At 62.0% G+C, this 25,033-nt stretch carries 24 protein-coding genes; 13 read left to right on the forward strand and 11 right to left on the reverse strand.

Translation table 11 applies throughout. The annotated features are described in order from the left end of the window. Window positions 1-12: 12 nt before the first annotated feature. From hisS to hisG, 3 genes are read left to right on the forward strand one after another with little or no spacing between them, the layout of a single operon-like run. Entirely contained in the window at window positions 13-1,485 is a 1,473-nt protein-coding gene (gene hisS / locus J4E08_RS03320; protein WP_349537275.1) for a histidine--tRNA ligase, read from the forward strand. Then, entirely contained in the window at window positions 1,482-2,570 is a 1,089-nt protein-coding gene (locus tag J4E08_RS03325; RefSeq protein ID WP_349537276.1) for an ATP phosphoribosyltransferase regulatory subunit, read from the forward strand. Before hisS ends, J4E08_RS03325 begins: the two co-directional genes overlap by 4 nt. Then, the gene (gene hisG, locus J4E08_RS03330) at window positions 2,567-3,262 is read left to right on the forward strand and encodes an ATP phosphoribosyltransferase (RefSeq protein WP_349537277.1); all 696 of its coding nucleotides are present in this window, start codon (window positions 2,567-2,569) and stop codon (window positions 3,260-3,262) included. The genes J4E08_RS03325 and hisG overlap by 4 nt, the downstream gene beginning before the upstream one ends. Here hisG and J4E08_RS03335 read toward each other — a convergent pair. Next, window positions 3,249-4,556 carry an ABC1 kinase family protein gene (locus J4E08_RS03335; RefSeq protein WP_349537278.1) on the reverse strand — a complete coding sequence of 436 codons (1,308 nt, stop codon included), beginning with the start codon at window positions 4,554-4,556 and terminating at the stop codon, window positions 3,249-3,251. The two genes, hisG and J4E08_RS03335, sit on opposite strands and share 14 nt — an antisense overlap. A gap of 70 nt (window positions 4,557-4,626) precedes the next feature. Further along, window positions 4,627-5,463 (reverse strand): glutathione-dependent disulfide-bond oxidoreductase, encoded by an 837-nt coding sequence (gene yghU / locus J4E08_RS03340; protein ID WP_349537279.1) that lies wholly within the window; start codon window positions 5,461-5,463, stop codon window positions 4,627-4,629. Window positions 5,464-5,509: 46 nt separating this feature from the next. Here yghU and J4E08_RS03345 point away from each other — a divergent pair, with 46 nt between their 5' ends. From J4E08_RS03345 to J4E08_RS03385, 9 genes are all read left to right on the forward strand, one after another. Continuing rightward, complete coding sequence (locus J4E08_RS03345) at window positions 5,510-6,028, forward strand: YdcF family protein (protein ID WP_349537280.1); 519 nt, start codon at window positions 5,510-5,512, stop codon at window positions 6,026-6,028. A 210-nt stretch (window positions 6,029-6,238) separates the two neighbouring features. Beyond that, window positions 6,239-7,282 (forward strand): NAD(P)-dependent alcohol dehydrogenase, encoded by a 1,044-nt coding sequence (locus J4E08_RS03350; RefSeq protein WP_349537281.1) that lies wholly within the window; start codon window positions 6,239-6,241, stop codon window positions 7,280-7,282. 475 nt (window positions 7,283-7,757) lie between these two features. Continuing rightward, the gene (locus J4E08_RS03355; protein ID WP_349537282.1) at window positions 7,758-8,642 is read left to right on the forward strand and encodes a helix-turn-helix domain-containing protein; all 885 of its coding nucleotides are present in this window, start codon (window positions 7,758-7,760) and stop codon (window positions 8,640-8,642) included. Window positions 8,643-8,732: 90 nt separating this feature from the next. Next, window positions 8,733-9,650 (forward strand): ABC transporter substrate-binding protein, encoded by a 918-nt coding sequence (locus J4E08_RS03360; RefSeq protein WP_183964581.1) that lies wholly within the window; start codon window positions 8,733-8,735, stop codon window positions 9,648-9,650. Between the two features lie 60 nt (window positions 9,651-9,710). Further along, window positions 9,711-11,213: a sugar ABC transporter ATP-binding protein gene (locus tag J4E08_RS03365; protein ID WP_349537283.1), complete on the forward strand. Its 1,503-nt coding sequence runs from the start codon at window positions 9,711-9,713 to the stop codon at window positions 11,211-11,213. Next, entirely contained in the window at window positions 11,203-12,180 is a 978-nt protein-coding gene (locus J4E08_RS03370; RefSeq protein WP_349537284.1) for an ABC transporter permease, read from the forward strand. The genes J4E08_RS03365 and J4E08_RS03370 overlap by 11 nt, the downstream gene beginning before the upstream one ends. 84 nt (window positions 12,181-12,264) lie before the next feature. Further along, entirely contained in the window at window positions 12,265-13,893 is a 1,629-nt protein-coding gene (locus J4E08_RS03375; RefSeq protein ID WP_349537285.1) for an FGGY-family carbohydrate kinase, read from the forward strand. Between the two features lie 54 nt (window positions 13,894-13,947). Beyond that, window positions 13,948-14,673 (forward strand): SDR family oxidoreductase, encoded by a 726-nt coding sequence (locus J4E08_RS03380; protein ID WP_349537286.1) that lies wholly within the window; start codon window positions 13,948-13,950, stop codon window positions 14,671-14,673. A 98-nt stretch (window positions 14,674-14,771) separates the two neighbouring features. Beyond that, entirely contained in the window at window positions 14,772-15,500 is a 729-nt protein-coding gene (locus J4E08_RS03385) for an SDR family oxidoreductase (protein ID WP_349537287.1), read from the forward strand. Between the two features lie 104 nt (window positions 15,501-15,604). Here the strand turns inward: J4E08_RS03385 and J4E08_RS03390 are convergent, their stop codons facing one another. The 8 genes from J4E08_RS03390 to J4E08_RS03425 form a co-directional block, all read right to left on the reverse strand. Then, window positions 15,605-16,729 carry a sensor histidine kinase gene (locus tag J4E08_RS03390; RefSeq protein ID WP_349537288.1) on the reverse strand — a complete coding sequence of 375 codons (1,125 nt, stop codon included), beginning with the start codon at window positions 16,727-16,729 and terminating at the stop codon, window positions 15,605-15,607. A gap of 34 nt (window positions 16,730-16,763) precedes the next feature. After that, window positions 16,764-17,759 (reverse strand): SpoIIE family protein phosphatase, encoded by a 996-nt coding sequence (locus J4E08_RS03395; RefSeq protein ID WP_349537289.1) that lies wholly within the window; start codon window positions 17,757-17,759, stop codon window positions 16,764-16,766. A 30-nt stretch (window positions 17,760-17,789) separates the two neighbouring features. Further along, window positions 17,790-18,107, reverse strand: a complete 318-nt coding sequence (locus tag J4E08_RS03400; RefSeq protein ID WP_349537290.1) for an ATP-binding protein — start codon at window positions 18,105-18,107, stop codon at window positions 17,790-17,792. 95 nt (window positions 18,108-18,202) lie between these two features. Next, window positions 18,203-18,559, reverse strand: a complete 357-nt coding sequence (locus J4E08_RS03405) for an STAS domain-containing protein (protein WP_183964600.1) — start codon at window positions 18,557-18,559, stop codon at window positions 18,203-18,205. A 16-nt stretch (window positions 18,560-18,575) separates the two neighbouring features. Next, on the reverse strand, window positions 18,576-19,445 hold the full coding sequence (locus J4E08_RS03410) for an STAS domain-containing protein (RefSeq protein ID WP_183964602.1): 870 nt from the start codon (window positions 19,443-19,445) through the stop codon (window positions 18,576-18,578). A gap of 704 nt (window positions 19,446-20,149) precedes the next feature. Next, on the reverse strand, window positions 20,150-20,710 hold the full coding sequence (gene ilvN, locus J4E08_RS03415; protein ID WP_183964609.1) for an acetolactate synthase small subunit: 561 nt from the start codon (window positions 20,708-20,710) through the stop codon (window positions 20,150-20,152). A gap of 29 nt (window positions 20,711-20,739) precedes the next feature. After that, window positions 20,740-21,792: an acyltransferase family protein gene (locus J4E08_RS03420; RefSeq protein WP_349537291.1), complete on the reverse strand. Its 1,053-nt coding sequence runs from the start codon at window positions 21,790-21,792 to the stop codon at window positions 20,740-20,742. Then, entirely contained in the window at window positions 21,789-23,543 is a 1,755-nt protein-coding gene (locus J4E08_RS03425; protein ID WP_349537292.1) for an acetolactate synthase 3 large subunit, read from the reverse strand. Before J4E08_RS03425 ends, J4E08_RS03420 begins: the two co-directional genes overlap by 4 nt. A 567-nt stretch (window positions 23,544-24,110) precedes the next feature. On the opposite strand from J4E08_RS03425, the gene J4E08_RS03430 reads away from it, so the two are divergent. Further along, the gene (locus J4E08_RS03430; RefSeq protein ID WP_183964617.1) at window positions 24,111-24,320 is read left to right on the forward strand and encodes a hypothetical protein; all 210 of its coding nucleotides are present in this window, start codon (window positions 24,111-24,113) and stop codon (window positions 24,318-24,320) included. 68 nt (window positions 24,321-24,388) lie between these two features. Here J4E08_RS03430 and J4E08_RS03435 read toward each other — a convergent pair whose 3' ends face one another. Next, window positions 24,389-25,027 (reverse strand): response regulator transcription factor, encoded by a 639-nt coding sequence (locus J4E08_RS03435; protein WP_183964618.1) that lies wholly within the window; start codon window positions 25,025-25,027, stop codon window positions 24,389-24,391. Window positions 25,028-25,033: the final 6 nt, after the last annotated feature.

Here is a 25,033-nt window from a genome sequence, read left to right on the forward strand (position 1 = left end):
CGGACGGTTCCCATGGCCAAAGTGAAGAAATCCCCCCGCCCCAAGGCGCAGACGCCCAAGGGCTTTCGCGACTATTTCGGCACCGAGGTGACGGAGCGCAGCGAGATGCTGCGCGCCATCGCCGGGGTCTATCATCAATACGGCTTTGAAGCGCTTGAAAGTTCCGGCGTCGAAACGGTCGAGGCGCTGGGAAAGTTCCTGCCCGACGTGGACCGCCCGAACGAGGGTGTCTTTGCCTGGCAGGACGAAGACGAAAACTGGATGGCGCTGCGCTATGACCTGACCGCGCCGCTGGCCCGCGTCTATGCAGAGCATCGCAACGACCTGCCGCTGCCGTATCGGCGCTTTGCCATGGGGCCTGTCTGGCGCAACGAAAAGCCGGGACCGGGGCGCTATCGTCAGTTCTATCAGTGCGACGCGGACACCGTGGGCGCGGCAAGCGTCGCGGCGGATGCCGAGATCTGCGCCATGCTGTCCGACTGTCTTGAGGTGCTGGGCATCCCGCGCGGCGACTACGTGGTTCGGGTGAACAACCGCAAGGTTCTGAATGGCGTGCTGGAGGCGATGGGCGTGTCCGACGATGCACAATCCGCCGACGTGCTGCGCACCATCGACAAGTTCGACAAGGTCGGCGAAGCAGGCGTGCGCGAGCTGCTGGGCAAGGGGCGTCTGGATGCGTCGGGCGCCTATATCGACGGTGTCGGTCTGGCCCCGGAACAGGCGGAACCGGTGGTGGCCTTCCTGACCTCCAAGCGGGACAGCAACGAGGCAACGCTTGACGCGCTTCGCGCCGCCGTCGGCGAGAGCCAGATCGGCGCCGAGGGTGTGGATGAGTTGGCGGAGATGGCATCGCTGCTTGCTGCCCAAGGTTATGGCCCGGACCGTATCATCATCGACCCGTCCGTGGTACGTGGCCTTGGCTACTACACCGGTCCGGTATTCGAAGCAGAGCTGACCTTTGAGATCCTTGACGAAAAGGGCCGCAAGCGGCAGTTCGGATCGGTCGCGGGCGGCGGGCGCTACGATGACCTCGTGAAGCGTTTCACCGGCCAGGTTGTGCCTGCGACGGGTGTCTCCATCGGTGTGGACCGTCTGCTGGCGGCGCTGCGCGAGAAGGGCCGTATTGGCGGAACGGAGCAGGGTCCGGTGGTCGTCACGGTCATGGATAAGGCGCGCATGGCCGATTATCAGGCGATGGTTGCCGAGCTGCGCCAAGCTGGCATCCGGGCCGAGGTCTACCTCGGCAACCCCAAGAACTTTGGCAACCAGTTGAAATACGCTGACAAGCGGCTGTCGCCCGTGGCCGTCATCGAAGGCGGTGACGAGAAGGAGCGCGGCGTCGTGCAGATCAAGGACCTGATCCTTGGCGCCAAGCTGGCGGAGAACGCGACACTGGACGAATGGAAAGACCGGCCCAGCCAATACGAGGTGCCGCGCGGCGACCTTGTCAAGAAAGTGCAAGAGATTCTGGACCTTTACGCATGACAACCGCAGAGAACAGAGCGAAAGCCGCCTCGCTGAAGGCGCGCTTCGAGGCCGCGGGCGCGGCTCCGGTCGATTGTGCCGTGCTGCAACCGGCAGAGGTGCTGCTGGATCTGTATGGCGAGGACGTGCGCACGCGCGCCTTTGTCACCAGTGATCCGGTGCGGGGCGAGGTGATGCTGCGCCCCGATTTTACCGTGCCAGTGGTGCAGATGCATATGGCGGAGGGCGCGGAGCCCGCGCGCTACACCTACGCAGGCGAAGTGTTTCGGCGCCAGGAAGACCATCCCGAGCGCGCGGCTGAATATTTCCAGGTCGGGTACGAGGTGTTTGACCGCGAAAGCCCGGCCGCGGCGGATGCAGAGGTCTTTGCGTTGTTTTTTGAGACCTTGAAGGACTATCACCTGAGTCCCGTCACCGGCGATATTGGTATTCTGACGGCGGCGGTCAAAGGTTTGCAGACGTCTGAGCCACGGCGTGCGGCCTTGATGCGCCACATCTGGCGGCCTCGGCGGTTTCGGGCGTTGCTCGACCGATATGCGGGCAGGGTGCCGATGCCGGCCTCGCGCGCGGCGTTATTGTCAGCTGACAATCCGCTGGACGGCGCTGGCCCGATGATTGGCCTGCGCGGCGAGGACGAAATCCGTCAGCGTGTCGACGCGCTGCGCAAGGACGCGGACACGCCGGCTTTGCCGTCCGAACAGGTGAGCCTGATCGAGGCGCTGTTGAAGGTCTCCGAGGCTTGTCCCTTTGCGTTGGAGCATTTGCGCGATCTGGCGGTGGATATGCCGGCGATTTCCGTTGCTGTGGAACAGTTTGGCGCGCGGTGCGACGCGATGGCAGAGCGCGGCGTCGACGTCGATACGCTGGCGTTTGATGCGGGCTACGGTCGGTCTTCGATGGAATATTACGATGGCTTCGTCTTTGGCTTTCTCAACCGTCAGCAACCCAACTGGCCGGCGGTGGCCACAGGCGGACGCTATGACGCGCTGACCCGGCAATTGGGGCAGGGCAAGGAAATCCCGGCAGTGGGTGCGGTGATCCGCGCCGGCCTGCTGGTCGATATGGACGCGGGAGCGGGCGCATGACGATCAAGCTGGGGGTGCCGTCCAAGGGGCGGTTGATGGAAAAGACATTCGACTGGTTTGGTGCGCGGGGAGTCTCGTTGCGGCGCACCGGGTCAGAGCGCGAGTATTCCGGCGAGGTCGACGGCGTCGAGGGTGTCGAACTGGTGCTGCTGTCGGCGGGCGAGATCCCGCGGGAACTTGCGGCCGGGCGCATTCACCTTGGCGTTACGGGCACCGATCTGGTGCAGGACAAGCTGGTGCAGTGGGATCAGAAGGTCGAACCGATGGCGGAGCTTGGCTTTGGCCACGCGGATCTGATTGTGGCTGTGCCAAGCTGCTGGGTCGATGTGGATACGCTGGACGATCTGGATGCGGCGGCCTCTGCCTTCCGGGCGAAGCACGGTTTCCGGATGCGCATCGCGACCAAGTATCACCGGCTGGTGCGGTCCTACCTGCACGCGGGCGGTGTGGCCGATTATCAGTTGGTTGATAGTCAGGGCGCGACCGAAGGCACGGTTAAGAACCTGACAGCCGAAGCCATCGCGGACATCACCTCATCTGGTGAAACTTTGCGTGCCAACCATCTGAAAATATTGTCAGAAGAGCCAGTGTTGCGATCACAGGCAACGCTGTTCCGGTCGCGTGTGGCAAAGCTGGATGACGCAGAGCGCGGCGCCCTGCGGGCCTTGTACGCGCAGCTCAGCCTGGAGTGAGATAGGGACGGACCAGCGCGCTGAGGGGAACTTTGGCGCGCAGGGTTGTCGCCATCAACACCAGGCCGGCCAGTTTGCGTTGCAAAAACAGCGCCTCCACCGGCGGGACCTTGGTGTAGTTTTCCTGCAAGGCCAGACGCTGGCCGAGCACCCGGGCTTGATCCAGAGTGCTTGTGTCGCCAAAGTCAAAGGGGCTGTCGCTGGTCAGCGGTGCGCGGACCAACGCGGCGATTTCGGTCAGTGTGTGCCATTGCGCGTCGCTCGTCGCGTCATCGGTGTAGCCGTTCAGGTCCATGGCCGCGCGGACCCCGTCACCCGTGGCCGTGGCGCGCAGAAGCTGGCGCAGATCCTGCACCGTCTTTGGGCTGTAATGACGCAGCGCGCCGTAATCGAGCAGCACGATGCGGTCACCGTCGAGGCGGTAGTTGGCAAGGTTGGGATCGGTTTGCACGGCGCCCCAATCAAAGACCTCTCGGAGGAACAGCGCAAACAGCCGCGTGACAAGCCTGTCTCGGGTGTCCTGATCCGCGCCTTCCAGCGTGTCCAGCGGCTGTGAGGGCATGAAGTCCATGGCGAGGATGCGCGGCGTGCTGAGGTCGTCATGCGGTGTGGGCAGGGCAAAGCCGGGATCGTCGCCCAAGAGCTGCGCGGCCTCGCGGAGGTTTGCGGCCTCTCGGGCGTAGTCGGCCTCTTCGTGCAGTTGCAGCCGGGCCTCTTCGAGCAGGGCGGGCAGATCTACGTCACGCGGCAGCAGGCCGGAAAGCCGGATCAGCGTGCCGAGGTTGGCAATGTCGGCGTCAATGGCGCGGGCGATGCCGGGGTACTGGATCTTGAGCGCGAGGGGACGACCGTCGAGCGTCTCTGCCCGGTGGACCTGCCCGATGGAGGCGGCGGCGATGGGGCGCGGGTCGAACCGTTTGAAACGGCGTTGGAAATTGGCTCCGTAGTCCTCTGTCAGCAGGCGTTTGAGCTGCGCGGGCGGCATGGGCTTTGCGTCGGCGCGCAGCCGCGCCATGATCTGCGCCAGGTCCGGCGGCAGCAGATCGTCGGTCTCCATCGAGATCAGTTGACCGAGCTTCATGGCCGCGCCACGCATACGCGACAGCTCTTCGGTCAGGCGGGAGATGTTGGCGGGGGTGAGCATCAGGCCGCGCGCAGTGGGGCGGTGCCCTCGAGCCAGTTGACCGGCAGCGCCAAAAGCGGCACCGGCCAGGGTGCGGCTGGTCAGGCGGCCCAAGCCGGCGGCGCGGGCAAACCGGGATTGGGGAACGGGGTGGCTGGTGTCATCGCTCATATGCGGTGAGGTAGGCGGCTGACGGCGCAGGGGAAGGCGGGGGATCCCCCGCCCTCTATTATGTCGCGCCTCAGGCGTTCAGCACGGCGTCAATGTCCGCGGCAGAGTGGCGGTTTTCCACAAAGCCGTCGCCGGTGCGGTTGATGATTTTGCCACGCTTCACCGGCGTGCGTGCGCCGATCTCATCCGCCCAGCGGATCACGTTCTTGTAGCTGGCCACGTCAAGGAAGTCGCCTGCGTTGTAGCTTTCGCCGTGCACGGTGCGCCCGTACCACGGCCAGATCGCCATGTCCGCAATGGTGTAGTGATCGCCCACCATGAATTGATTTTCCGCCAGATGCCGGTCGAGCACGTCGAGCTGGCGCTTGACCTCCATCGTGAAACGGTTGATCGGATATTCAAACTTTTCAGGCGCATAGGCGTAGAAGTGACCAAAGCCCCCACCGAGGTAAGGCGCGCTGCCCATTTGCCAGAACAGCCAGGAGAGCATTTCGGCCCGGTTGTCGCGCGGGCCGAGGAAGGCATCGAATTTTTCCGCCAGATGCATCAGGATCGCGGCGGATTCGAACAGGCGGACCGGGGTGGCGCCGGAGTGGTCCATCAGCGCCGGGATCTTGGAATTCGGGTTGGCCTCGACAAAGCCGGAGCCGAATTGATCACCATCGCCGATCTTGATCAGCCAGGCGTCGTACTCGGCGGCGTGGCCCGCGGCGAGCAGTTCCTCGAAGAGGATCGTGACCTTCTGGCCGTTTGGGGTGCCCATGGAGTAAAGCTGGAACGGATGGTCGCCGACGGGCAGGGGCTTGTCATGAGTGGCGCCCGCGATGGGGCGGTTGAGATTGGCCCAGGTGCCGCCGGATGGCGCGTCCCAGGTCCAGACTTTGGGCGGTGTGTAGGTATCGGTCATGTGATCTCCTGTCGCTTTGGGCGCAGGGTAACGGATGGAGCGCGGAGTGGAAGGGCAGATACGAGAGCGTGATCGTTCGGTGGCTTTGGTGCTTGGCGCGATGGTGCTGGAAGGCGGACTGGCCTCGCCCGCGCTGCGGCGGCGGGCGGTGCATGCCGTCAGGCTGTGGCAGGCGGGGAAGATCGACGCGATGGTGCTGTCGGGCGCAGAGCGGTGGCATGCGCCTTCGGAGGCGGCGGTCATGGCGGTGATCTGCCGGGCGGGCGGCGTGCCGGAGCAGGCGTTGATGTTGGAGGAGGCGGCGCGCGACACGGCGGAAAACCTGGCGCTGTCGCGTGTCCTTCTGGAGCAACGCGGGGAAGCCGGACGCGTGATCGTGGTCACGGATGCGTTCCACGGGCCACGGGTGCGGATGATCGCGCGCCGTCTGGGGATGCAGGTGGAGGTGTCGAGTCCTCCGGAGCCGCATATGTCATTGCGCGGAGCCACACGGCAGTACGGTCGGGAAGGCGGTGCGATCCTTCGGGAATGGTGGCGCAGCCTGCGCGCGGCGCGCCATATCTGAGGCGGCCCGCGGTGGGATGGGGCAAACTGCCCCCGCTTGACGCGCGCGTGATCGCGGGGGGTTGCCATGTCACTTGATACTGAACGACCGTGTGAGTGATAGAAATTTTGCCAGCTGGGAGAGTTGCCGTGCCTTTGCGCAACATTCCGGTTTAGATTTGACCTTTATGGTCGGAAATGGCTATCGAGATGCCAAATTGGGAGGTTTCCTATGGTCAAAGCATTGGTGCTTGAGAAAAAGGGCGAACTGTCGCTGCGGGATTTTACGCTGGAGCAGACACTCGGCTCGGCTGATGTTCGTATAGATATCCGTACCGTCGGCGTGTGCGGGTCCGACGTGCATTACTACACCCACGGCAAAATCGGCCCCTTCGTGGTCAATGAGCCCATGATCCTTGGACATGAGGCAGCGGGCGTCGTGGTCGAGGTCGGTGCGGATGTGCGCCACCTTTCCGTCGGCGACCGTGTCTGCATGGAGCCGGGGATTCCCGACCAGACGTCGCGCGCGTCAAAGCTGGGCATCTACAACGTCGATCCTTCGGTGCAGTTCTGGGCGACGCCCCCGGTGCATGGCTGCCTGACCCCGCAAGTGGTGCATCCGGCGGCCTTTACCTACAAGCTGCCCGACAACGTGAGCTTTGCCGAAGGGGCGATGGTCGAACCCTTTGCCATCGGCATGCAAAGCGCCCTGCGCGCGCGCATCCAGCCCGGCGATATTGCCGTGGTCGCGGGCGCCGGGCCGATCGGGATGATGACGGCGCTGGCGGCCTTGGCTGGTGGCTGTGCGAAGGTGTATGTTGCAGATCTGGCGCAGCCGAAGCTGGACATCATCGGGGCCTATGACGGCATCGAGACCATCAACATCCGTAACAAGCCCGTGGCTGAGGCGATTGCCGAGGCCACCGACGGTTGGGGTGCGGATGTGGTGTTTGAATGTTCCGGGGCGGCGCCTGCCATCCTGGGGGTGCCGGCGCTTGCCCGTCCCGGTGGGACGGTTGTCCTGGTCGGTATGCCGGTCGATCCGGTGCCGATGGATGTGGTCGGGCTGCAGGCCAAGGAACTGCGTATCGAGACCGTGTTCCGCTACGCCAATATCTATGATCGGGCGATTGCCTTGATCGGGGCGGGCAAGGTGGATTTGACGCCTCTGATTTCCGCGACGCTGCCATTCGAGGAGAGCATCGCGGCCTTCGACCGTGCGGTTGAGGCGCGGGAAACGGATGTGAAGATCCAGATCGAGCTGCCCGCATCCTGAGACGGGGCTTTTAGACGAAGAATCGAGGTGCGCTGGCCGCGAGGCTGGCGCATTTTCTGTTTCGGATCACGGCGTAAAGGTTTCGGAAAGCATGATCTGCGACTGACCTGATACGAAATCAGCACTCTCACCTGCAGAATAGTACGTGGCCTGCGGGTGGGGTCTGAAACGTTTTCATTGAAAATTAATGTGCGTTATCAAGTGCTGGATCGCTAAAATACCGCGCAAGGTCGGCTCTCAGCAACGCTGTTGCTGCGTTGCAGCGCGATCTGGCACGCTCGTCGCGGCTTGAATCATGGCATCGGATTTAAGCCTATTCGCCTTCAAGGTTAACTGACGGTCAAAAAAGTATCAGAAATCGGGGGCTGATGTCGTGGCTCGGCTCCCTCTGGAATGATACAAACAGAATCAACGCTGATCGGAGGGTCGATGCCACGACATCAAGGCGCGACTTCGGCGGGGCTGGGAGGATGTGATGCAACTCGACCTTGAATTGGTCCATATCAGAGACGGAGAGTCCTTTGCTGCGTGGCGGCATGGGTATCCGTTTCGCACGGTGCGCTGGCATTACCACCCGGAATACGAAATTCACCTGGTCGTTGCCACGGACGGCAAGTTTTACATTGGCGACCATGTGGGGGAGTTTTCCCCCGGTCAGCTGATCATGACCGGCCCGAACCTGCCGCAGAACTGGATCAGCAACATCGGAGATGCGGAGACCGTGCCGCACCGCACCGAGGTGATCCAGTTTCCGCAAAGCTTCGTTGATAAGGTGCTGGACGCTTTTCCAGAGGCAGATGGCGCGCGTGCGCTGTTCGAGCGCAGCCACCGCGGCATTCTGTTCGACTACGCCACCGGCGAGGCCATCCGCCCGTTGATGGCGCGCTTGATCGGCGCGCGTGGGACGCTGCGGTTGGCGCTGTTCTTCGAAATCCTCGATATCTTGTTGCAGGCCAAGAAGACCCAGACCCTGTCGAGCCTGAGCTTCATGCTGGACATGGCCAAAGCCGAGGAGTCCGACATGAACCGCGTGATCGCCCATTTGCGCGATCACCTGACCGAACCGGTCAGCGAAAGCGAGCTGGCAGAGATGACCGGCCAAAGCCAAAGCGCCTTTTCGCGGTCGTTCAAACGCCATACCGGCACCACGCTGGTGCGGTTCCGCAATCAGATCCGCATTGATCTGGCCTGCCAGATGCTGGTTTCCGACCCCGAAGCACGGGTGTCTGACATCTGTTTCGACGTGGGATTTCTGAACCTGTCCAACTTCAATCGACATTTTCTGCGACTGAAAGGCATGTCGCCGTCTGAATTCCGACAGACCTTCGCAGAGAACAAGGCGGTGCCCATGCCCGTCTGACCATCGCCAATCTTCACTCCGATCCATAATCCGCAGGCGTGCTGCCTGCGGACGGGGAAGATTTTTGTCTACTATCCAAGGGAGGATACAATGAAGACCTTTTTGAAAACCGTTTCCGCTGCGGCGCTGGCCGTCACTGCCACGACGGGCATCGCGCAGGCTCAGGACGATCAGCTGAAGATCGGCATGACGTTCCAGGAAATGAACAACCCCTACTTCGTCAGCATGCGTGAAGCGCTTGAAGACGCGGCAGCAAGCCTTGGGGCTGAGGTTGTGGTGACCGATGCGGGGCACGATGTGGCCAAGCAGATCTCTGACGTCGAGGACATGCTGCAACAGGACATCGACATCCTGCTGCTCAACCCCACGGACAGCGCCGGGATTGAAACAGCCGTGCGCATGGCCAAGGACGCTGGCGTGATCGTGGTCGCCGTGGACGCGAATGCCAACGGTCCGGTGGACACGTTCGTCGGCTCCAAAAACCGCGACGCCGGTTACATGTCCTGCCAGTATCTAGCAGAGGCCATGGGCGGCGAGGGCGAAGTTGCCATTCTTGACGGTATCCCGGTCATCCCGATCCTCGAGCGCGTCGAAGGCTGCAAGGCCGCGCTGGAAGAGGCCCCCGGTATCACGCTGGTGGACACGCAGAACGGTCGTCAGGACCGCTCGGTGGCACTGGGTGTGGTCGAGAACATGATCCAGGCCAACCCGAACCTTGGCGGCATCTTTTCGGTCAACGACGGTGGGGCCATGGGCGCGCTGGCCGCGATCCAGGGGTCCGGCAAGGACATCCTGCTGACCTCCGTGGACGGCGCACCGGAAGCGATCGACGCCATCGCGCGCGGCACACCGTTCATCGAAACCACGGCGCAGTTCCCGCGCGATCAGGTTCGCGTCGGCCTTGGCATGGCGCTGGCGCAATATTGGGGCGCGCGCGTTGTTCCGTCCGAGGTTCCGATCGACGTTCGCGTCGTGGATGCGGACAGCGCTGAAGGCTTCGCCTGGTAAGCCATGACACCTCTCCACGCCCGGGAATGTCCGGGCGTGGATCACGTTGGGAGGCAAGACATGCTACAAATGAAGGGCATCCGGAAGGCCTTTGGCCCTGTGCAGGTGCTTCACGGTGTGAACCTTGAGGTTCAGGCCGGAGAGGTCCACGCGCTTCTGGGCGAAAACGGTGCTGGCAAATCCACCATGATGAAAATCCTTTGCGGGATCATCGGAGCGGATGACGGCGTGATCGAGATCGACGGCAAGGCGCGGCACTTTGCGCATTACGACGAGGCGATTGCCGCGGGTGTGGGCATCGTCTTTCAGGAATTCAGCCTCATTCCCTACCTGACGGCGGTGGAAAACATCTTTCTGGCCCGCGAGAAAAAGACCCGTTTCGGGTTGCTCGACCGCAAGGCCATGCGCGCCCGTGCCAAGGAAGTGCTGGACAAGCTGGGTGTCGAGGTGTCGCTCGACAAACCGGTGGCAGAGCTGAGCGTGGCCGAGCAACAGTTCGTCGAGATCGCAAAGGCGTTGTCCCTGGATGCACGCATTCTGGTGCTGGACGAGCCGACCGCCACATTGACGCCCAGCGAAGTCGAATACCTGTTCAAGGTGATGCGCGAGCTGCGCAGCCAAGGCGTGGCCATCGTCTTTATCTCGCATCACCTCGAAGAGATTTTCGAGATTTGCGACCGGATCACCGTGCTGCGCGACGGCGAGTACGTGGGCACGCGCAAGGTGGGTGACATCGACACCAATGAGCTGGTGGAGATGATGGTCGGCCGCCGGATCGAAAGCAACTTTCCACCCAAACCGGAGGCGCGTCCGCAGGCCCGTGTGGTCATTGATGCGCAGACAATCCAACTGCACAAGGCAGGTCCGTTCAGCAGCTTTCAATTGCGCCAAGGCGAGATCCTGGGCTTTGCCGGGCTTGTGGGGTCGGGACGCACGGAGACGGCGCTGTCGATCATGGGGGCCTATCCGGCCGTGCGTGTGAACGTCGAGATCAACGGCGACCCCACGACACCACGCAATCCAAGCGAGGCGCTGGCCCGCGGCATTGGCTTGCTGCCCGAAAGCCGCAAGGAACAAGGGTTGATCACGTCATTTTCGATCATGCAGAACGTGTCGGTGAACAACTACGGCAAGTACCGCAAGATGGGCGCGTTCCTCGACCTCGCCGCAGAGCGCAAGCACACGGTCAAGGCCATCAATGACGTCCGGGTCAAAGCGCCGGGGCCGGATGCGCCCTGCGATACGCTGTCGGGGGGCAACCAGCAAAAGGTGGTCATTGCGCGCTGGCTGAACCACCATACGCCGATCCTGATCTTTGACGAGCCAACCCGCGGCATCGACGTCGGGGCCAAGGCCGAGATCTATCAATTGATGCGCGAACTGACCGAGGAAGGCTATTCGATCATCATGATCTCCTCGGAATTGCCGGAAATCACCGGGCTTGCGGATCGGGTTTGCGTGTTCCGGAGCGGTGCCGTCGTGGCGACGCTCGAAGGGGCCGCCATCAACTCGGAAGAAATCATGAAACACGCCACAACGGGGAAGCTCAACTATGTCGCATGACGCCACCACCCAATCGTCGTCATCGGCCTTGCAGGCGGTGACGGCGCGTCTGAAGCACTCGCCTTTGCTGTTGCCCTTGGCTGGTCTGATCGTCGTCTCCATCGCCATGGCCTTTGCCAGCGACAACTTCTTCAGCCTGGACAACATCGTCAACGTGTTGCGGCAGCAATCCATCATCGGCATCCTTGCGATCGGCATGACCTTCGTCATCCTCACGGGCGGGATCGACCTGTCCGTGGGCGCGGTCATGGCGCTGTGCGGAACGCTTGGCACTGGTGTGATGGTCAACATGGGCATGCCCGGCGGCATTGGCCTGTTGGCGATGATTGTCGTGGGCATTCTGTTTGGCCTGTTCAACGGGCTGCTGGTGGCCTGGGGCAAGATGCCGGCAATCATCGTGACACTGGCCACCATGCTGATCGCGCGGGGCCTTGGCCTGGTCTATTCCGGCGGCTATCCCATCAGCGGCTTGCCCGGCTGGGTTTCCTGGTTCGGCATCGGCCGCGTCGCAGGTATTCCGGTGCCGATCATCATCATGGTCGTGCTTTACGCGATGGCGTGGGTCTTGTTGCAGCGGACCGCCTTTGGCCGTCACGTCTATGCCATCGGCGGCAACGAGACCGCGACCACGTTGTCCGGTGTCAACACCAAGCGGATCAAGCTGATCGTGTTCATGATCTCCGGCTTCACCTCTGCCATGGCGGCGATTGTCTTCACCGGGCGTCTGATGAGCGGGCAGCCGGGGGCTGGCGTGGCGTTTGAGCTGGACGCAATTGCCATGGTGGTTCTGGGCGGCACGGCAATTGCCGGGGGCCGGGGTCTGATCCTTGGCACGCTGATCGGCGCGGTGTTGCTGGGCATCATCAACAACGGTCTGAACCTGGTCGGCATCAACCCGTACCTCCAGGACGTCATCAAGGGTCTCATCATCCTTCTGGCCATCTACATTGGCCGTGAATGGCGGTGAACTGAACCTGCGGCCCCGGGACAAGACTCCTCCTAAAGCCCGGGGTCGACAGGCGCAGGGATGCCTCACGAACAGGACAAGATTATGACGGATCATTTCATCGGCGTGGATGTCGGCACAGGATCAGCGCGGGCCGGCGTGTTCGACGCACAAGGCACTTTGCTGGCGACCGCCAAACATGACATTGCCATGCACCGCGCACCCGGTGGCATCGCAGAGCAATCCAGCACGCAGGTCTGGCAGGCTGTCTGTGACGCCACGCGCGCCGCCGTGACACAGGCTGGCGTGGCGGCGGACAGCGTGCGCGGTATCGGCTTTGACGCGACCTGTTCGATGGTGGTGCGTGATGAGACGGGGGCTGCATTGCCGGTGGGCGATCCGGATAATCCCGAACGCGACATCATCGTCTGGATGGACCACCGCGCCATTGCACAAGCCGCCCGGATCAATGCCGAAGATCATGCCGTCTTGAAATACGTTGGCGGGACGATTTCGCCGGAAATGCAAACCCCCAAGCTGCTGTGGCTCAAGGAAAACCGGCCCGAGACCTATGAGACGGCGGGACATTTCTTTGACCTGACCGATTTTCTGGGATGGATGGCAACAGGCAGCCTTGCGCGGTCGTCATGCACCGTGACCTGCAAATGGACTTTTCTGGCCCATGAGGGCCGTTGGGACCCGGCGTATTTCCGGGCGATTGGACTGGGCGATCTGGCGGAGGGTGATTTCGTCCGGATCGGGCAAGAGATCGTTGCACCGGGCACATCGCTTGGGTCCGGGCTGACGGAAGGCGCGGCTGAGCAGCTTGGGCTTTTGCCCGGAACCGCCGTGGCCGCGGGTTTGATCGACGCCCATGCGGGTGGCGTTGGCACCGTCGGTGCGGGCGGGTCAGAAAACGTGACCGATTGCCTTGGATATGTCTTTGGCACCTCGTCCTGCACGATGACCACGACCCAAGAGCCGACCTTTGTGCCGGGGGTCTGGGGGCCATATTACGCGGCGATGGTGCCGGGGGCATGGCTCAATGAAGGCGGACAGTCCGCAGCGGGCGCGGCCATAGACCAGCTTGTGTCCTTGCACCCAAGCAACGGCGCGGCCTTGGCACAGGCACAGGCGCAGGGCATGCCGCTGCCGGCGTGGCTGGCCGACCAGGCGCTGGCCGCCGCTGAGACGCCCTCTGATGCCGTCGCATTGGCGCGGGATCTGCATGTGGTGCCCGAGTTCCTCGGCAACCGCGCGCCCTTTGCCGATCCGCATGCGCGGTCGGTCATCGTGGGGCAGGGGATGGAGCAGGATCTTGCGTCATTGGTGGCGCTCTACGTCGCGGGGATCTGTGGGCTGGGCTACGGCCTGCGCCAGATCATCAAAACCCAAGGCCAGCACGGTGCGCCTGTCTCCACGATCGCGGTCAGCGGCGGTGCGGGGCAGCATCCCCTGATCCGCCAAATTCTGGCGGACGCGACGGGGTTGCCGGTTGCAACCACTGTTTGCCCGGAACCGGTCTTGCTTGGGTCGGCGATCTTGGGGGCCGTGGCGTCCGGCATTTTGCCAGACATTTCAACGGCCATGCCGCGCATGTCGCATATCGCCGAGGTGATAGAGCCGACCGGCGGGGCCATCGGGCAGATCCACGATCAACGCTACGATGCCTTTCTCAGGTTTCAAAATCTCGCCCGCGATGTTCGGGCCGAAACCGCGCAGACCGTGGCGTAATCGAAACGCACCATCAGACGACATCCCGCTATGCCAACTTTGGAAAGGCAGCCTATGCAATTCTCAGGAAAATCCATCATCATCACCGGCGCGGGCAAGGGCATTGGACGCGCGACCGCCGAGCTGCTAGCGGCCCGGGGCGCGGAGATCATCGCGATCAGCCGTACGCAGTCCGACCTTGATAGCCTGCGTGCCGATATCGGAGGTCGGAGCATTGCAGCGGATCTGGCCAGCGCAAAGGGCGCGCGGCAGGCAATGGCCGAGGCCGGGACCTGCGATATGCTGATCAACTGCGCCGGAACCAACGTGCTTGAAAGCGTTCTGGACATGACCGAGGAGGGGTACGAGACCGTCATGGGCATCAACCTCCGCACCGCCCTGATCTGTGCGCAGGAGTTTGCGCGGGCCCGCATCGCGGCAGGTGGTGAGGGCGCGATTGTCAACGTGACCTCCATCGCCGGGCATCGCGGGTTTCAGGACCATGTGTGCTACGCCGCGTCAAAGGCCGGGCTGGAGGGGGCGACGCGCGTCATGGCAAAGGAATTGGGTCAGCATGGCATTCGGGTCGTGGCGTTGGCGCCGACGGTCACCATGACGGAACTGGCCGCCGAAGCCTGGAGCAATCCGGCCAAAAGCGCACCGATGATGGCGCGGCACCCGGCTGGACGCTTTGCAGAGGCAGAGGACGTGGCCCGTGCCATTGCGCTGCTGCTGTCTGACGATGCGGCGATGATCACCGGGGCGATGCTGCCGGTCGACGGCGGGTTCCTTTCGGTTTGATCGGGTCAGTTTGATCGGAGCGCCGCCGGCTGCGGCCCCGTCACACACCACATGCAGTGGCTTGAGCGCTGCACGTATTGGATAACAGGAGACAAGACATGGGAATGCCATTGAAGGGCAAGGTTGCGGCGGTCACCGGCGCGGCCTCGGGGATCGGTTTGTCGATCACAAAGGCGCTGCTGGCGGACGGCGTGACAGTGGTCATGGTCGATCGCGATGCAGAGGCGTTGAACGCGCTGACCGCCGATCTGGGAGATGCCGCCATTGCGCAGGTGACGGACCTTCTTGACCCGCAAAGCTGTAACGCGATGGTGCCGGAGATCCTCTCCAAGGTGGATCACATCGACATCATGCTGTGCAACGCAGGCAGCTACATCGGCGGCGACCTGGTGGACACCACGCCCGAGGCCATCGACCGCATGATGAACCTCAACGTCAACGCTGTGATGAAAAACGTGCACGCGGTGGCCCCCCATATGACAGAGCGCGGCAGCGGCGATATCATCGTCACCTGCTCCATCGCGGGACATACGGCCATCCATGTGGAACCTGTCTATTCCGCGTCCAAATGGGCGATCACCAGCTTTGTGCAGACCATGCGCCGTCAGCTGATGCAAAGTGGAGTTCGCGTGGCGCAGGTGTCGCCCGGTCCGGTGATTTCCGCCTTGCTGTCGGATTGGGAGCCGGAACGTTTGCAGCGGATGAAGGATGCAGGCGCCCTGATGGAGACGCAGGAGGTCGCGGATGCCATGATGTACATGCTGACGCGTCCCCGGAACGTGACCATTCGGGACATGGTCGTTCTGCCGTCGAACTTCGACATCTAAGTGATTGAAACTTATATCGGAAAGAAGGCTGGCTCCGAGTGTGACGCTCGGGTCCGGCCTGACACGGCAAGCCGTCCTGCGCGGTCAGGACACCCGGTCCGGCCCTAGCCGATCACCGGGAATGTCATCTCTACCATCAGGCCGTTTTCACCGGACACATTGAGATGACCGAGGTTGCTGGACACGGTGGCACGGATCATCCGCCAGCCAAGCGAACCTGACCGTTCGGGCTGTTGGCCCGGCGCAAGACCGATGCCATCGTCGCTGAAGCGGTAGGTGATGGTCTCTCCTTCGGTGGACATGGAGATGGCGATGCGCCCTTCGGACCGATCCGCGAAGGCGTGTTTGTAGGCGTTGGTGATCAGCTCCCCCGTGATCAGCCCAAGGTCCAGCGCAAGCCGTGCCGGTATCGGCGTGTCATCGGCATTCACATCGACGTGCACAATCAGATCGGAGCGGTTGAAGCTCTCGGCCAGGGCGGAGATCTGTTGCAGGTAGGTCAAGGGGCGCACGCTTTCGGTGTCGCCGCTTTGCAGCAGCTTGTGGGTGCGGGCCATGGATTCGATGCGTATGCCAAGCGAGGAAAGGACGCCTTTGGCTTCGTCGGTCTGGGCGCGGCGCTGCTCCATCCGGACCAGAGACCCGATCATCGTCAGGTTATTGGCGGTGCGGTGATGCACCTCTCCGATGGTCAGGTCCCGCGCGGTAAGGTCGCTTTCCAATTGGCGGATCCGGCGGTCGGCATTGCCTTCGCGCATCAGGATTTCATCGCAGCGATTGCCTGCGGCCTCGGCGCATTGAGCGATGTCGGCGCTGTCGATCGGAGCCGCAAAATCCGCCTTGATCAGGGTGCCGGTGCTGCCCGTCTCGATCTGGAAGTTGTCCGCCATGCGCCGGGCGCCTGCCAGCCCAAGCCCCATGCCTTCGCCGTGGGCATAGGGCTCACGACCGGCCATCGCCGCATCCAGATCGTCAATCCCCGAGCCCTGATCCGCAAAGGCCAGGCGCAACACCACGGCACCGCCGCGCGGCTCATGCAGGCTAAGCCGTGCATGTCCACCTTGACCATGCTCGATCACGTTGCGCGCCAATTCCATCGCGCAGGTGGTCAGCCGTGTCGCATGGAACGGTTTGAACCCGATGGTGGCGGTGACGGCCTTGGCAATCTTTTGCAAGATCTTGATGTCGTCTGAGACGGTCAGCGAAAGCGAAGTGATTGTCTGGGCCATCGTCCTCTCCGGATGGGCTAAGGGAAGGGGCATGTCAGTCAGCGCGAACCCAGTGGGCAACTGCGACGCTGATGTCATCGTGGCGATGTAAATCGCGATTGGCTATCAATAGCGCCGCTGTCATCAGGGCGCTTTGCCCGAACAGGGGTCTTGTGTCCTCCGGTCCTACAGTGCGCAAGCCATCACTGTGAAGCACGAAGGTATCACCGGGTTCAAGGTCGATGCGTTCTTCCATCGGACGTGCGGCGGGGCTTCCGATGTAGCCGTCGCGTGTGGCCAACCGCTTTTGGTCGCCGCGGCGCAGATAGAAGGTGCTGATATTGCCAAGGTTGCCGTAGTCGACGCGAAGGGCGCCTGGCTGAAGATCCAGAAGCGACATGACACCGCCTCGGGTACGTTTCAGATCGTCTGCAATCTGCAACAGGCGCTGCTTTGGCGGATGAATGGGGCGGTGGAGCGCGCCGTCCACCATGGCCTGACCGGCCTCGGCCGCGGAATCGCCGTGTCCCATGCCATCTGCAAGCACAAGCCGCACCCCGCCGCGATGCTCTGTCGTGCCCCAAACGTCACCGCACACAGTCTCGGTGGGATGGGACAGACGCAGACCGGCGATGTCCAGCCCATGCGGGCGCGTCACATCGGCCGTGTCAAAACGGCAGGCCCAAACGGTGCCCGTGGGCCCGGTGACGATCTCTGCCCGGTCGGACAGACGCTCGATGGCGCCGATGCCGATGCCAGCGCTGTCTCCTTCGCTGGTGCGATCTTGGCGCATACGGTCCAGATCGTCGATGCCGGGCCCGTCGTCAAAGGCAATCAGGGCGAGAGAAACTCCCATCGGCTGGGGCATGACCTGCGCCAGAAAGCACCCTGTGCCGGCATATTTCAGAATATTGGTGGTCAGTTCGGTGGCTACGATGGCGATGTCCTCGGCCCGCGTCGGGCTGAGCCCCGCTTGCACGGCTTCAGCGCGCGCTTGCTGACGCGCGGCGGCCACGTCGGCGCGTGTGGTGATGTGGAGGCATTCCAGCATAAGGCACCTTTCCCTTCTGCGTTGGCGGCGTTACGCGCGCCCGGCCAATCTGACCTGCGTGCCGATCCCCGGTTCGGAGAGGATCTCGAATGCGTCGACCAGACGTTTCGCGCCGCCCAAACCGCGCCCCAAGCCGCTCCCGGAGGTATAGCCGTCGCTCAGGGCGAGCGCCATATCCTCGATCCCCGGGCCGTCGTCGCAACAGTCTATCCAGACAGTGCGCGTGGCATTGTGGCAATGGATCAGGGCCAGGGCACCGCCGCCGTAAATCAGCCCGTTGCGAAATATCTCACTGACTGCTGTCACCAGCCGGGTCTTGCGGATGACCTTGGCGCCGAGGGCGTCCATGGCACGTCCTACGGACTGCCGGGCACGAAAGATATCTTGTTCGGTACGGATTTCATAGCTTTCGAAAAGTGTTCCCGGCAAAGGCGGGAGCCGTCTCACCGACTGGCCCTGAGCCGCGTCACCGCGTGTTGCAGATTGCGCGCGGTTTTCACCGCAGGCAGGGTCATGCCCAGCTCCACCAAAGTCATCGCCACCGCTGGCCGCATCCCGACAAGGTAGGTCGGCGCATCCATGAGCACGCCGATCCCCGCCAACTGCGCGATGATCCGTCCGACAAAGGTGTCGACGATTTCCAGCGCGCTGATGTCGATGACGATCCCCTGGGCATTGTTGGCGTGGACCTCTTCGGCCAGCCGATCCTGAAGCGCCACGATGTCGCTGTCGTTGATGTTTTCGTCAATCGCGACCAGCATGATCTCGTCGACCATGAAAAGTCCTGCAGCCTGGCTCATATCGACGGCTCCGCGCTTATTTCGCAATGCGAGAGATGACGTCAGTGTCCAACTGACGGAACGCATCGGCCAGCGCCATGCGCAGCGAACTGCGGGTGCGGATTTCGCCGGTGTCCACGCCGAGCTGCACCATGGTCTGCGCGATGCGCGGGCTGATGCCGCTGATGATCGCTTCTGCGCCCATCAGGCGGACGGCGGCGGCGGTGCGGATCAGGTGCTGGGCCACCTGTGTATCGACGGTCAGAACGCCGGTGATGTCGATGATGACGATGTCGGCCTTCTTGTCGACGATGGCTGACAGCGTGTTTTCCATCACCTCCTGGGCGCGCATGGAATCAAGCGTGCCGACCAGTGGCACCGCGACGATGCGATCCCAAAGCTCCACCACGGGAGAGGCCAGTTCCATCATTTCTTCTTGTTGACGTCTGATGGTCTTGTCGCGCTCCGAGATGCAAAGCTCCGTGGTGTACAGCGACACCGAGTCGATCAGGCGGGTGAACTGGTTCACTGCGTCAATGAGCACCTTGCCGTTGGAATCGTCCACCGTTGTGCGCAGACGTTCGAACAGCGGATATTTCAGCGCCAGAACAAAAGCTGCCATTTCGGCGGTGGATACACCGCGCTTTGTGCGCTCGCGCGTGACATCTGCCAAAGCCGCGCGCATGTCGTCCCAGCACTCGGCGTCGGGGTCCAGAAGGTCGGTTTCGACGCTGGCCTTCACGCCCTTCGAGAGCGCATCATACAGCATCTCGGTCTGGGTGCGCGCCTCGCGCTCGGTGAACAAGTCCCGGCGGATCAAGCCTTCTTCGGCTTGCGTGGAGCCCCATGCCTTCAACAACAGCTCGCGTTCGTTGTCCAGGATCACATGAATATAGCGCACAGGCATAGGGAAGGTCCTTGGATCGGATAAGTTGAGTTGTTGGACGTAGTTTATATGCTCGACCGAGGGAGTTGCAAGCAGCCGAAAGGAGCAGTTGCGAGGCGGCACATTTTGCGAGGTGAAATCGTCGAGCAGGCAACTGGCGGGAGGATCTGGCTTTGCCAGAATGACGTTACAGCGCAATGGTTTTGCCAAGACGCAGGAACGGGCAGCTGCGTGGATATTTCGTTGCCGTATCCATTGCGCCGCAGGCACGGTATGCCAAAAAGACGAAGCGTACATTGAACTTAGTGATGCACGATACGAGATATGCCCGGCCACTTGTCGCGTTGAGAATCTAAATTGGCGGTTTGGGCGGGCGGGCCGCGTTTCTTCGATGGATTTGGCGCGTTGGGAGCTGTCTTCCAGGCTCCACGTTCCAAGCCGCCGATCTTATGCGTCAGCGCTGGTTCGTTGTCCGTCGTTCCAAAGCAGCGTTTTATCGCTCGCCGCATTGCAAGCGATAGCGCAACCTGAAGTGGAATATCACCTAAGGCGCATCGCTCTGCGCAACCATGTCAGTTGTCACCCGGCGCAGGAAAGAAACGCCTCCCGTTCGGACGGGAGGCGTTTGTGTTTGCATTTTTCCCGCCACAGGACGTTTTGCCCGTCAGAACGCACGGCGAGCCAGCGCGACAGTTTTTATGCGCCGCGAGCCAGCGCGGCAGGTTCTATGCGCCGCGAGCCAGCGCGGCGACGCCCGTGCGGGCCACTTCGATCAGGCCCAAGGGTCGCATAAGGTCCGCGAATGCATCAATCTTGTCCGGTGTGCCCGTAAGCTGAAAAACGAAGCTCTCCAGCGTCGAATCCACGACTTGAGCGCGGAAAATGTCGGCCAGACGCAGGGCTTCCACACGTTTTTCGCCGGAGCCTTCCACCTTGAACAGCGCCAGTTCCCGCTCGACAGAGGGGCCCTCGACCGTCAGGTCGTTGACCTTGCGCACCGGAACAATGCGGCCAAGCTGCGCCTTTATCTGTTCGATCACCTGGGGCGTGCCTTTGGTGACGATCGTGATGCGCGACAGGTGGCCCTGGTGATCGACCTCCGCCACCGTGAGGCTTTCGATGTTGTAGCCCCGGCCCGAAAACAAGCCGATGACCCGTGCCAGAACACCGGGTTCGTTCTCCACCAGAACCGCGATGGTGTGAGTTTCAGTCACGTCGGAAAAATTCGGACGCAGGTTGTAGGCAGAATGCTTCGATGAGCCTTTTTTGATCTTTAGAGCGGACATGGCGTGCTCCCTGAGCGTTGACTTGTTTGTTAAAAACCGATGAGACGGGGCGGCATGATGCGCCGCGTGAGGTGATAGAGCGCGATCGGCCCGGCAAGGCCGAATGCGGTGCCGACAAGAAGGTGCGGCAGTGTGGCGTCGGTCACACGGGACAGGCCGATGCGCGTGGCGGCAGTGAACAACGTGTGCGCCAGGAAAATAGGCATGGATAGACGTCCAAGCTCATCAAGCCAGCTTGTGATGCGACCACTCGGCAGGGCATTCATCAAAACGACAAACGCAATGGACAGACAGGCGGCCACGGCGATCCGCACGATGATCACGGGCGGCAGTGCCAGCGTTGCGGCGTCGAGCAGGATGAACCCGGCAGCCGCCGTGACCACATACCAACCCGTGGCAGGCAGGGCAGACATGCGTGCCAAGGCGATGCCAACAAGAAAGATGGGCAGATGAAGCGCTGCGCCCACCGTGAGTGGCCCGAGCGGCAAGCCCGGAATTGACACCAAAAGCGCCGTCACAGCTGCAAGCGCTATCCAGACGCCGCGGGGCAGGGCGATGAGACGGACCAAGGGCCAGACGATCAGCTGCACCAGAAACAGCGCCCACAGAAACCAGAAGTGGTCGACCGGTGGCAGCGGCAGGCTGAAGACCGTGTTGAGCCCGCCCGGCGTGTTGGCGGCATCACCAGCGAGAAAACGGGCCCCCGCAAAGATATAATGCCACAAAAACAAGGGCCAGAGCAGCCGGAGACATCTGTCCTTGATCGCCTCCGATGGGGTGCGCCGCGCCGCCCAGCGTTCAAACGTGTAGCCGGACAGCAGGAAGAACAACGGCATGTGAAAGCTGTAGATCAGCCTTTCCACCGTATTTATGACCCCTGTATCGGTCAGAATGCCGGCGGAGGCCAGCCCCAGCCAGCAATGACCAAACACCACCAGAAAGATGCCTGCCCCCTTGGAGCGATCGAGCCATTCGATACGACCGCGTCCTTTGGTTGCCGGTGCAGTTATTTCTGCAGCCGGAGGCGGAGCGCCCGCTGCTGCGAGCCCTCCACCGGCATCTTCCGTGGCGTTTCTGGTCACACCAGCACCGCGCCCTTGCCGGCAATGGCGTTGGTGGCGTTGTCGTCGCCCAGCAGCATCTTGTTGTGCGGCGCACCCGACGGGATCATCGGGAAGCAGTTTTCGTGCTTTTCCACCATACAGTCGAAGACGACAGGTCCGTCATACTTGATCATGTCCATGATCGCGTCGTCCAGATCCGCCGGATCGCTGATGCTGATCCCCTTGCAGCCAAAGGCCTCGGCCAGCTTGACGAAATCAGGCAGGCTTTCGGACCAGGACTGTGAGTAGCGTTCGCCGTGCAAAAGCTGCTGCCACTGGCGCACCATGCCGAGACGTTCGTTGTTCAGGATGAACTGCTTCACGGGCAGGTTGAACTGCGTGGCCGTGCCCAGCTCCTGCATGTTCATCAGCCAGGACGCTTCGCCAGCCACGTTGATGACCAACGCGTCCTTATGCGCCTGCTGCACCCCGATGGAGGCGGGGAAGCCGTACCCCATGGTGCCGAGGCCCCCGGAGGTCATCCAGCGGTTCGGGTCCTCGAACCCAAGGTACTGCGCCGCCCACATCTGGTGCTGGCCGACTTCGGTGGTGATGTAGCGGTCCATGCCTTTGGTCAGCTCTTCGAGCCGCTGAAGCGCATACTGCGGTTTGATGACGGTCTCGGAGCCTTTGTAGGACAGGCAATCGACGGTCTTCCACTCTTCGATCTGTTTCCACCACTTGGAGATCGCCTCGCGGTTGATCTTGCGACCACGGGATTTCCAAAGCGCCAAAACGTCTTCCAGAACATGGGCAATGTCGCCCACGATCGGGATGTCGGTCTTCACCACCTTGTTGATGGAGGACGGGTCGATGTCCACGTGTGCCTTGCGGCTGTCCGGCGAAAACGCGTCGATACGGCCGGTGATCCGGTCGTCAAAGCGCGCGCCGAGGTTGATCATCACGTCGCAGCCATGCATCGCGAGATTGGCCTCGTAAAGACCGTGCATCCCCAGCATCCCGAGCCAGCTCTTGCCCGACGCGGGATATGCGCCCAGACCCATGAGAGTCGAGGTGATCGGAAAGCCCGTGGCCTCTACCAGTTCGCGCAGCAGCTGAGAGGCCGCCGGACCGGAGTTTATGACGCCGCCGCCTGTGTAGAAGATCGGCTTCTTGGCGGTCTCGATGGCCTCGACGAGGTCTTCGATCATCTCCATGTCGCCTTTTACCTGCGGCTGGTAGTGCCGGGTGTTGGCGGATGGCTTGGGCTGATAATCGGCGGAGGCGAACTGCACATCCTTGGGGATGTCCACCAAAACTGGACCGGGACGTCCCGCGGTCGCGACGTGAAACGCCTCGTGGATGGTTTTCGACAGCTTCTCGGTCTCTTTCACCAGCCAGTTGTGCTTTGTACACGGGCGGGTGATGCCGACGGTGTCCGCTTCCTGAAAGGCGTCAGAGCCGATCATGAAGGTTGGCACCTGGCCAGTGAGCACAACCAGCGGGATCGAGTCCATCAACGCATCCGTCAGGCCCGTCACGGCGTTCGTCGCGCCGGGGCCGGAGGTCACGAGCACGACACCCGGCTTGCCGGTGGAGCGGGCGTAGCCCTCTGCCATATGAACGGCGCCCTGTTCGTGGCGCACAAGAATGTGCTGAATGTCGTTTTGCTGAAAGATCTCGTCATAAATCGGTAGTACGGCACCGCCCGGGTAGCCAAATACCGTGTCCACACCCTGATCCCGCAGGGCTTGAACCACCATTTTCGCTCCGGTCATCTGACGTGTCATAACTGTCTCCGATCTTGACACTTGGGGCGGGCGATCCCGCCTTGGCTGTTGCGCATAAAAAAGCCCCCGATCAGGTGACGGGGGCGCATGGGGTCCTGTTCAGGGAAACCGTTACCGGCCCATGCGCTGTTCCTGTACTACGACGACTAGAATGGTCATCCGAAAAGCTCCTTGATGCGCGGGCGACATTAGGTCGGACAACGAGAAGGGTCAACACGGGAATCCGCCTGTGAAGGCGATTAATTTTGCATTTGTTGCGTCAGCGGGTTGGGAAATGGAATTTTGCACCGGCGATTTCGCGCCGATTGGTGCGCAGGCGCGCGGCGGGTTTCTGCGCAGAGGTTGTGTGCAAATTTGGTGAGTTGGTGTCCGCAATTTCTGACGTTATGCAATCTTTGCGTGAATTCAGCGGCTTGGCGATGACCCAAGGGAAGTAGACCGTCGCGCGTGCCGATATTGCAACAATTGCGCTCAATTTAGTGAATTGATCGCGAAACTCTTTTGGGCAACTGTGTCGCCAAGCGGCGGACAAACCCGTCGTGGAATTGGTTCCAAGGAGGACGCGACATGGTCCGCAACATCTTTTACCGTGACTTCAGCCTGTGCAAGGCGGCAGCCCTCGTTGGTCTGATTGGCGCGGCGATGATGTTGGGCAGTGTTCCCAAGGCTGAGCCTGACATCGCGGAGGAGATGGATGCATCTCTGCGCATGCTTCCAGTCGCGTTGCACATCCCTCACTCCGACTGTGCCGAGGCGCAGAGCGGGATCGATATTTAATATCTTCAGATAACCAAGGCGCACGAACCTCAGGCGGCTCCCTCCAACGGGAGCCGCTTTTTTCTGGCTCAGACGTTGGCGCCTGTGCCTTGCAGCACGCCGTGTTCCATGGCGTATCGCGTCAGGCCGGCGGTGGTGGAGATATCGAGCTTGCGCTTGATGTTCTTGCGGTGGGTCTCGACGGTCCGGACCGAGATGTTGAGCGCCAGAGCCACTTCCTTGTTGGACTTGCCTTGCGCCAATTGCAGCAAAACTGTCTGTTCGCGGGTGGTCAGCGGATCACGGCCCCCTGCATTGATCGGCGTCAGCGCACCGGTGGCCCCGGTGCACAGGTAACGCTCGCCGCGCATCACCGCGTCAATGGCTTCCTTGATCTCGTCCGTCGGCACGTCCTTGAGGACATAGCCGCGCGCGCCATGCGAAAGCGCGGTGGAAACATATTCAGGCGTGTCATGCATCGACAGCACAAGGATCCGGGTCTCTGGCGCGCGTTCAAGGATCATTTCCGTGGCGGACAACCCGCCCAATCCCGGCATGTTGAGGTCCATCAGGATCACGTCCGGATCCAGGTCGGACAGCCGGTCAATCATGGTCTGCCCGTCGCCCAACGTGGCCGCGACTTCTATGTCGTCGTAGCTTTCGAGCAGTGCCTCGATGCCTTCGGCCACGAGGGGGTGATCGTCTACGATCACGACGCGGATGCGCATGCCGGA

Source organism: Sagittula sp. NFXS13, from assembly GCF_040148795.1.
In the GTDB taxonomy this organism is placed as follows: domain Bacteria; phylum Pseudomonadota; class Alphaproteobacteria; order Rhodobacterales; family Rhodobacteraceae; genus Sagittula; species Sagittula marina.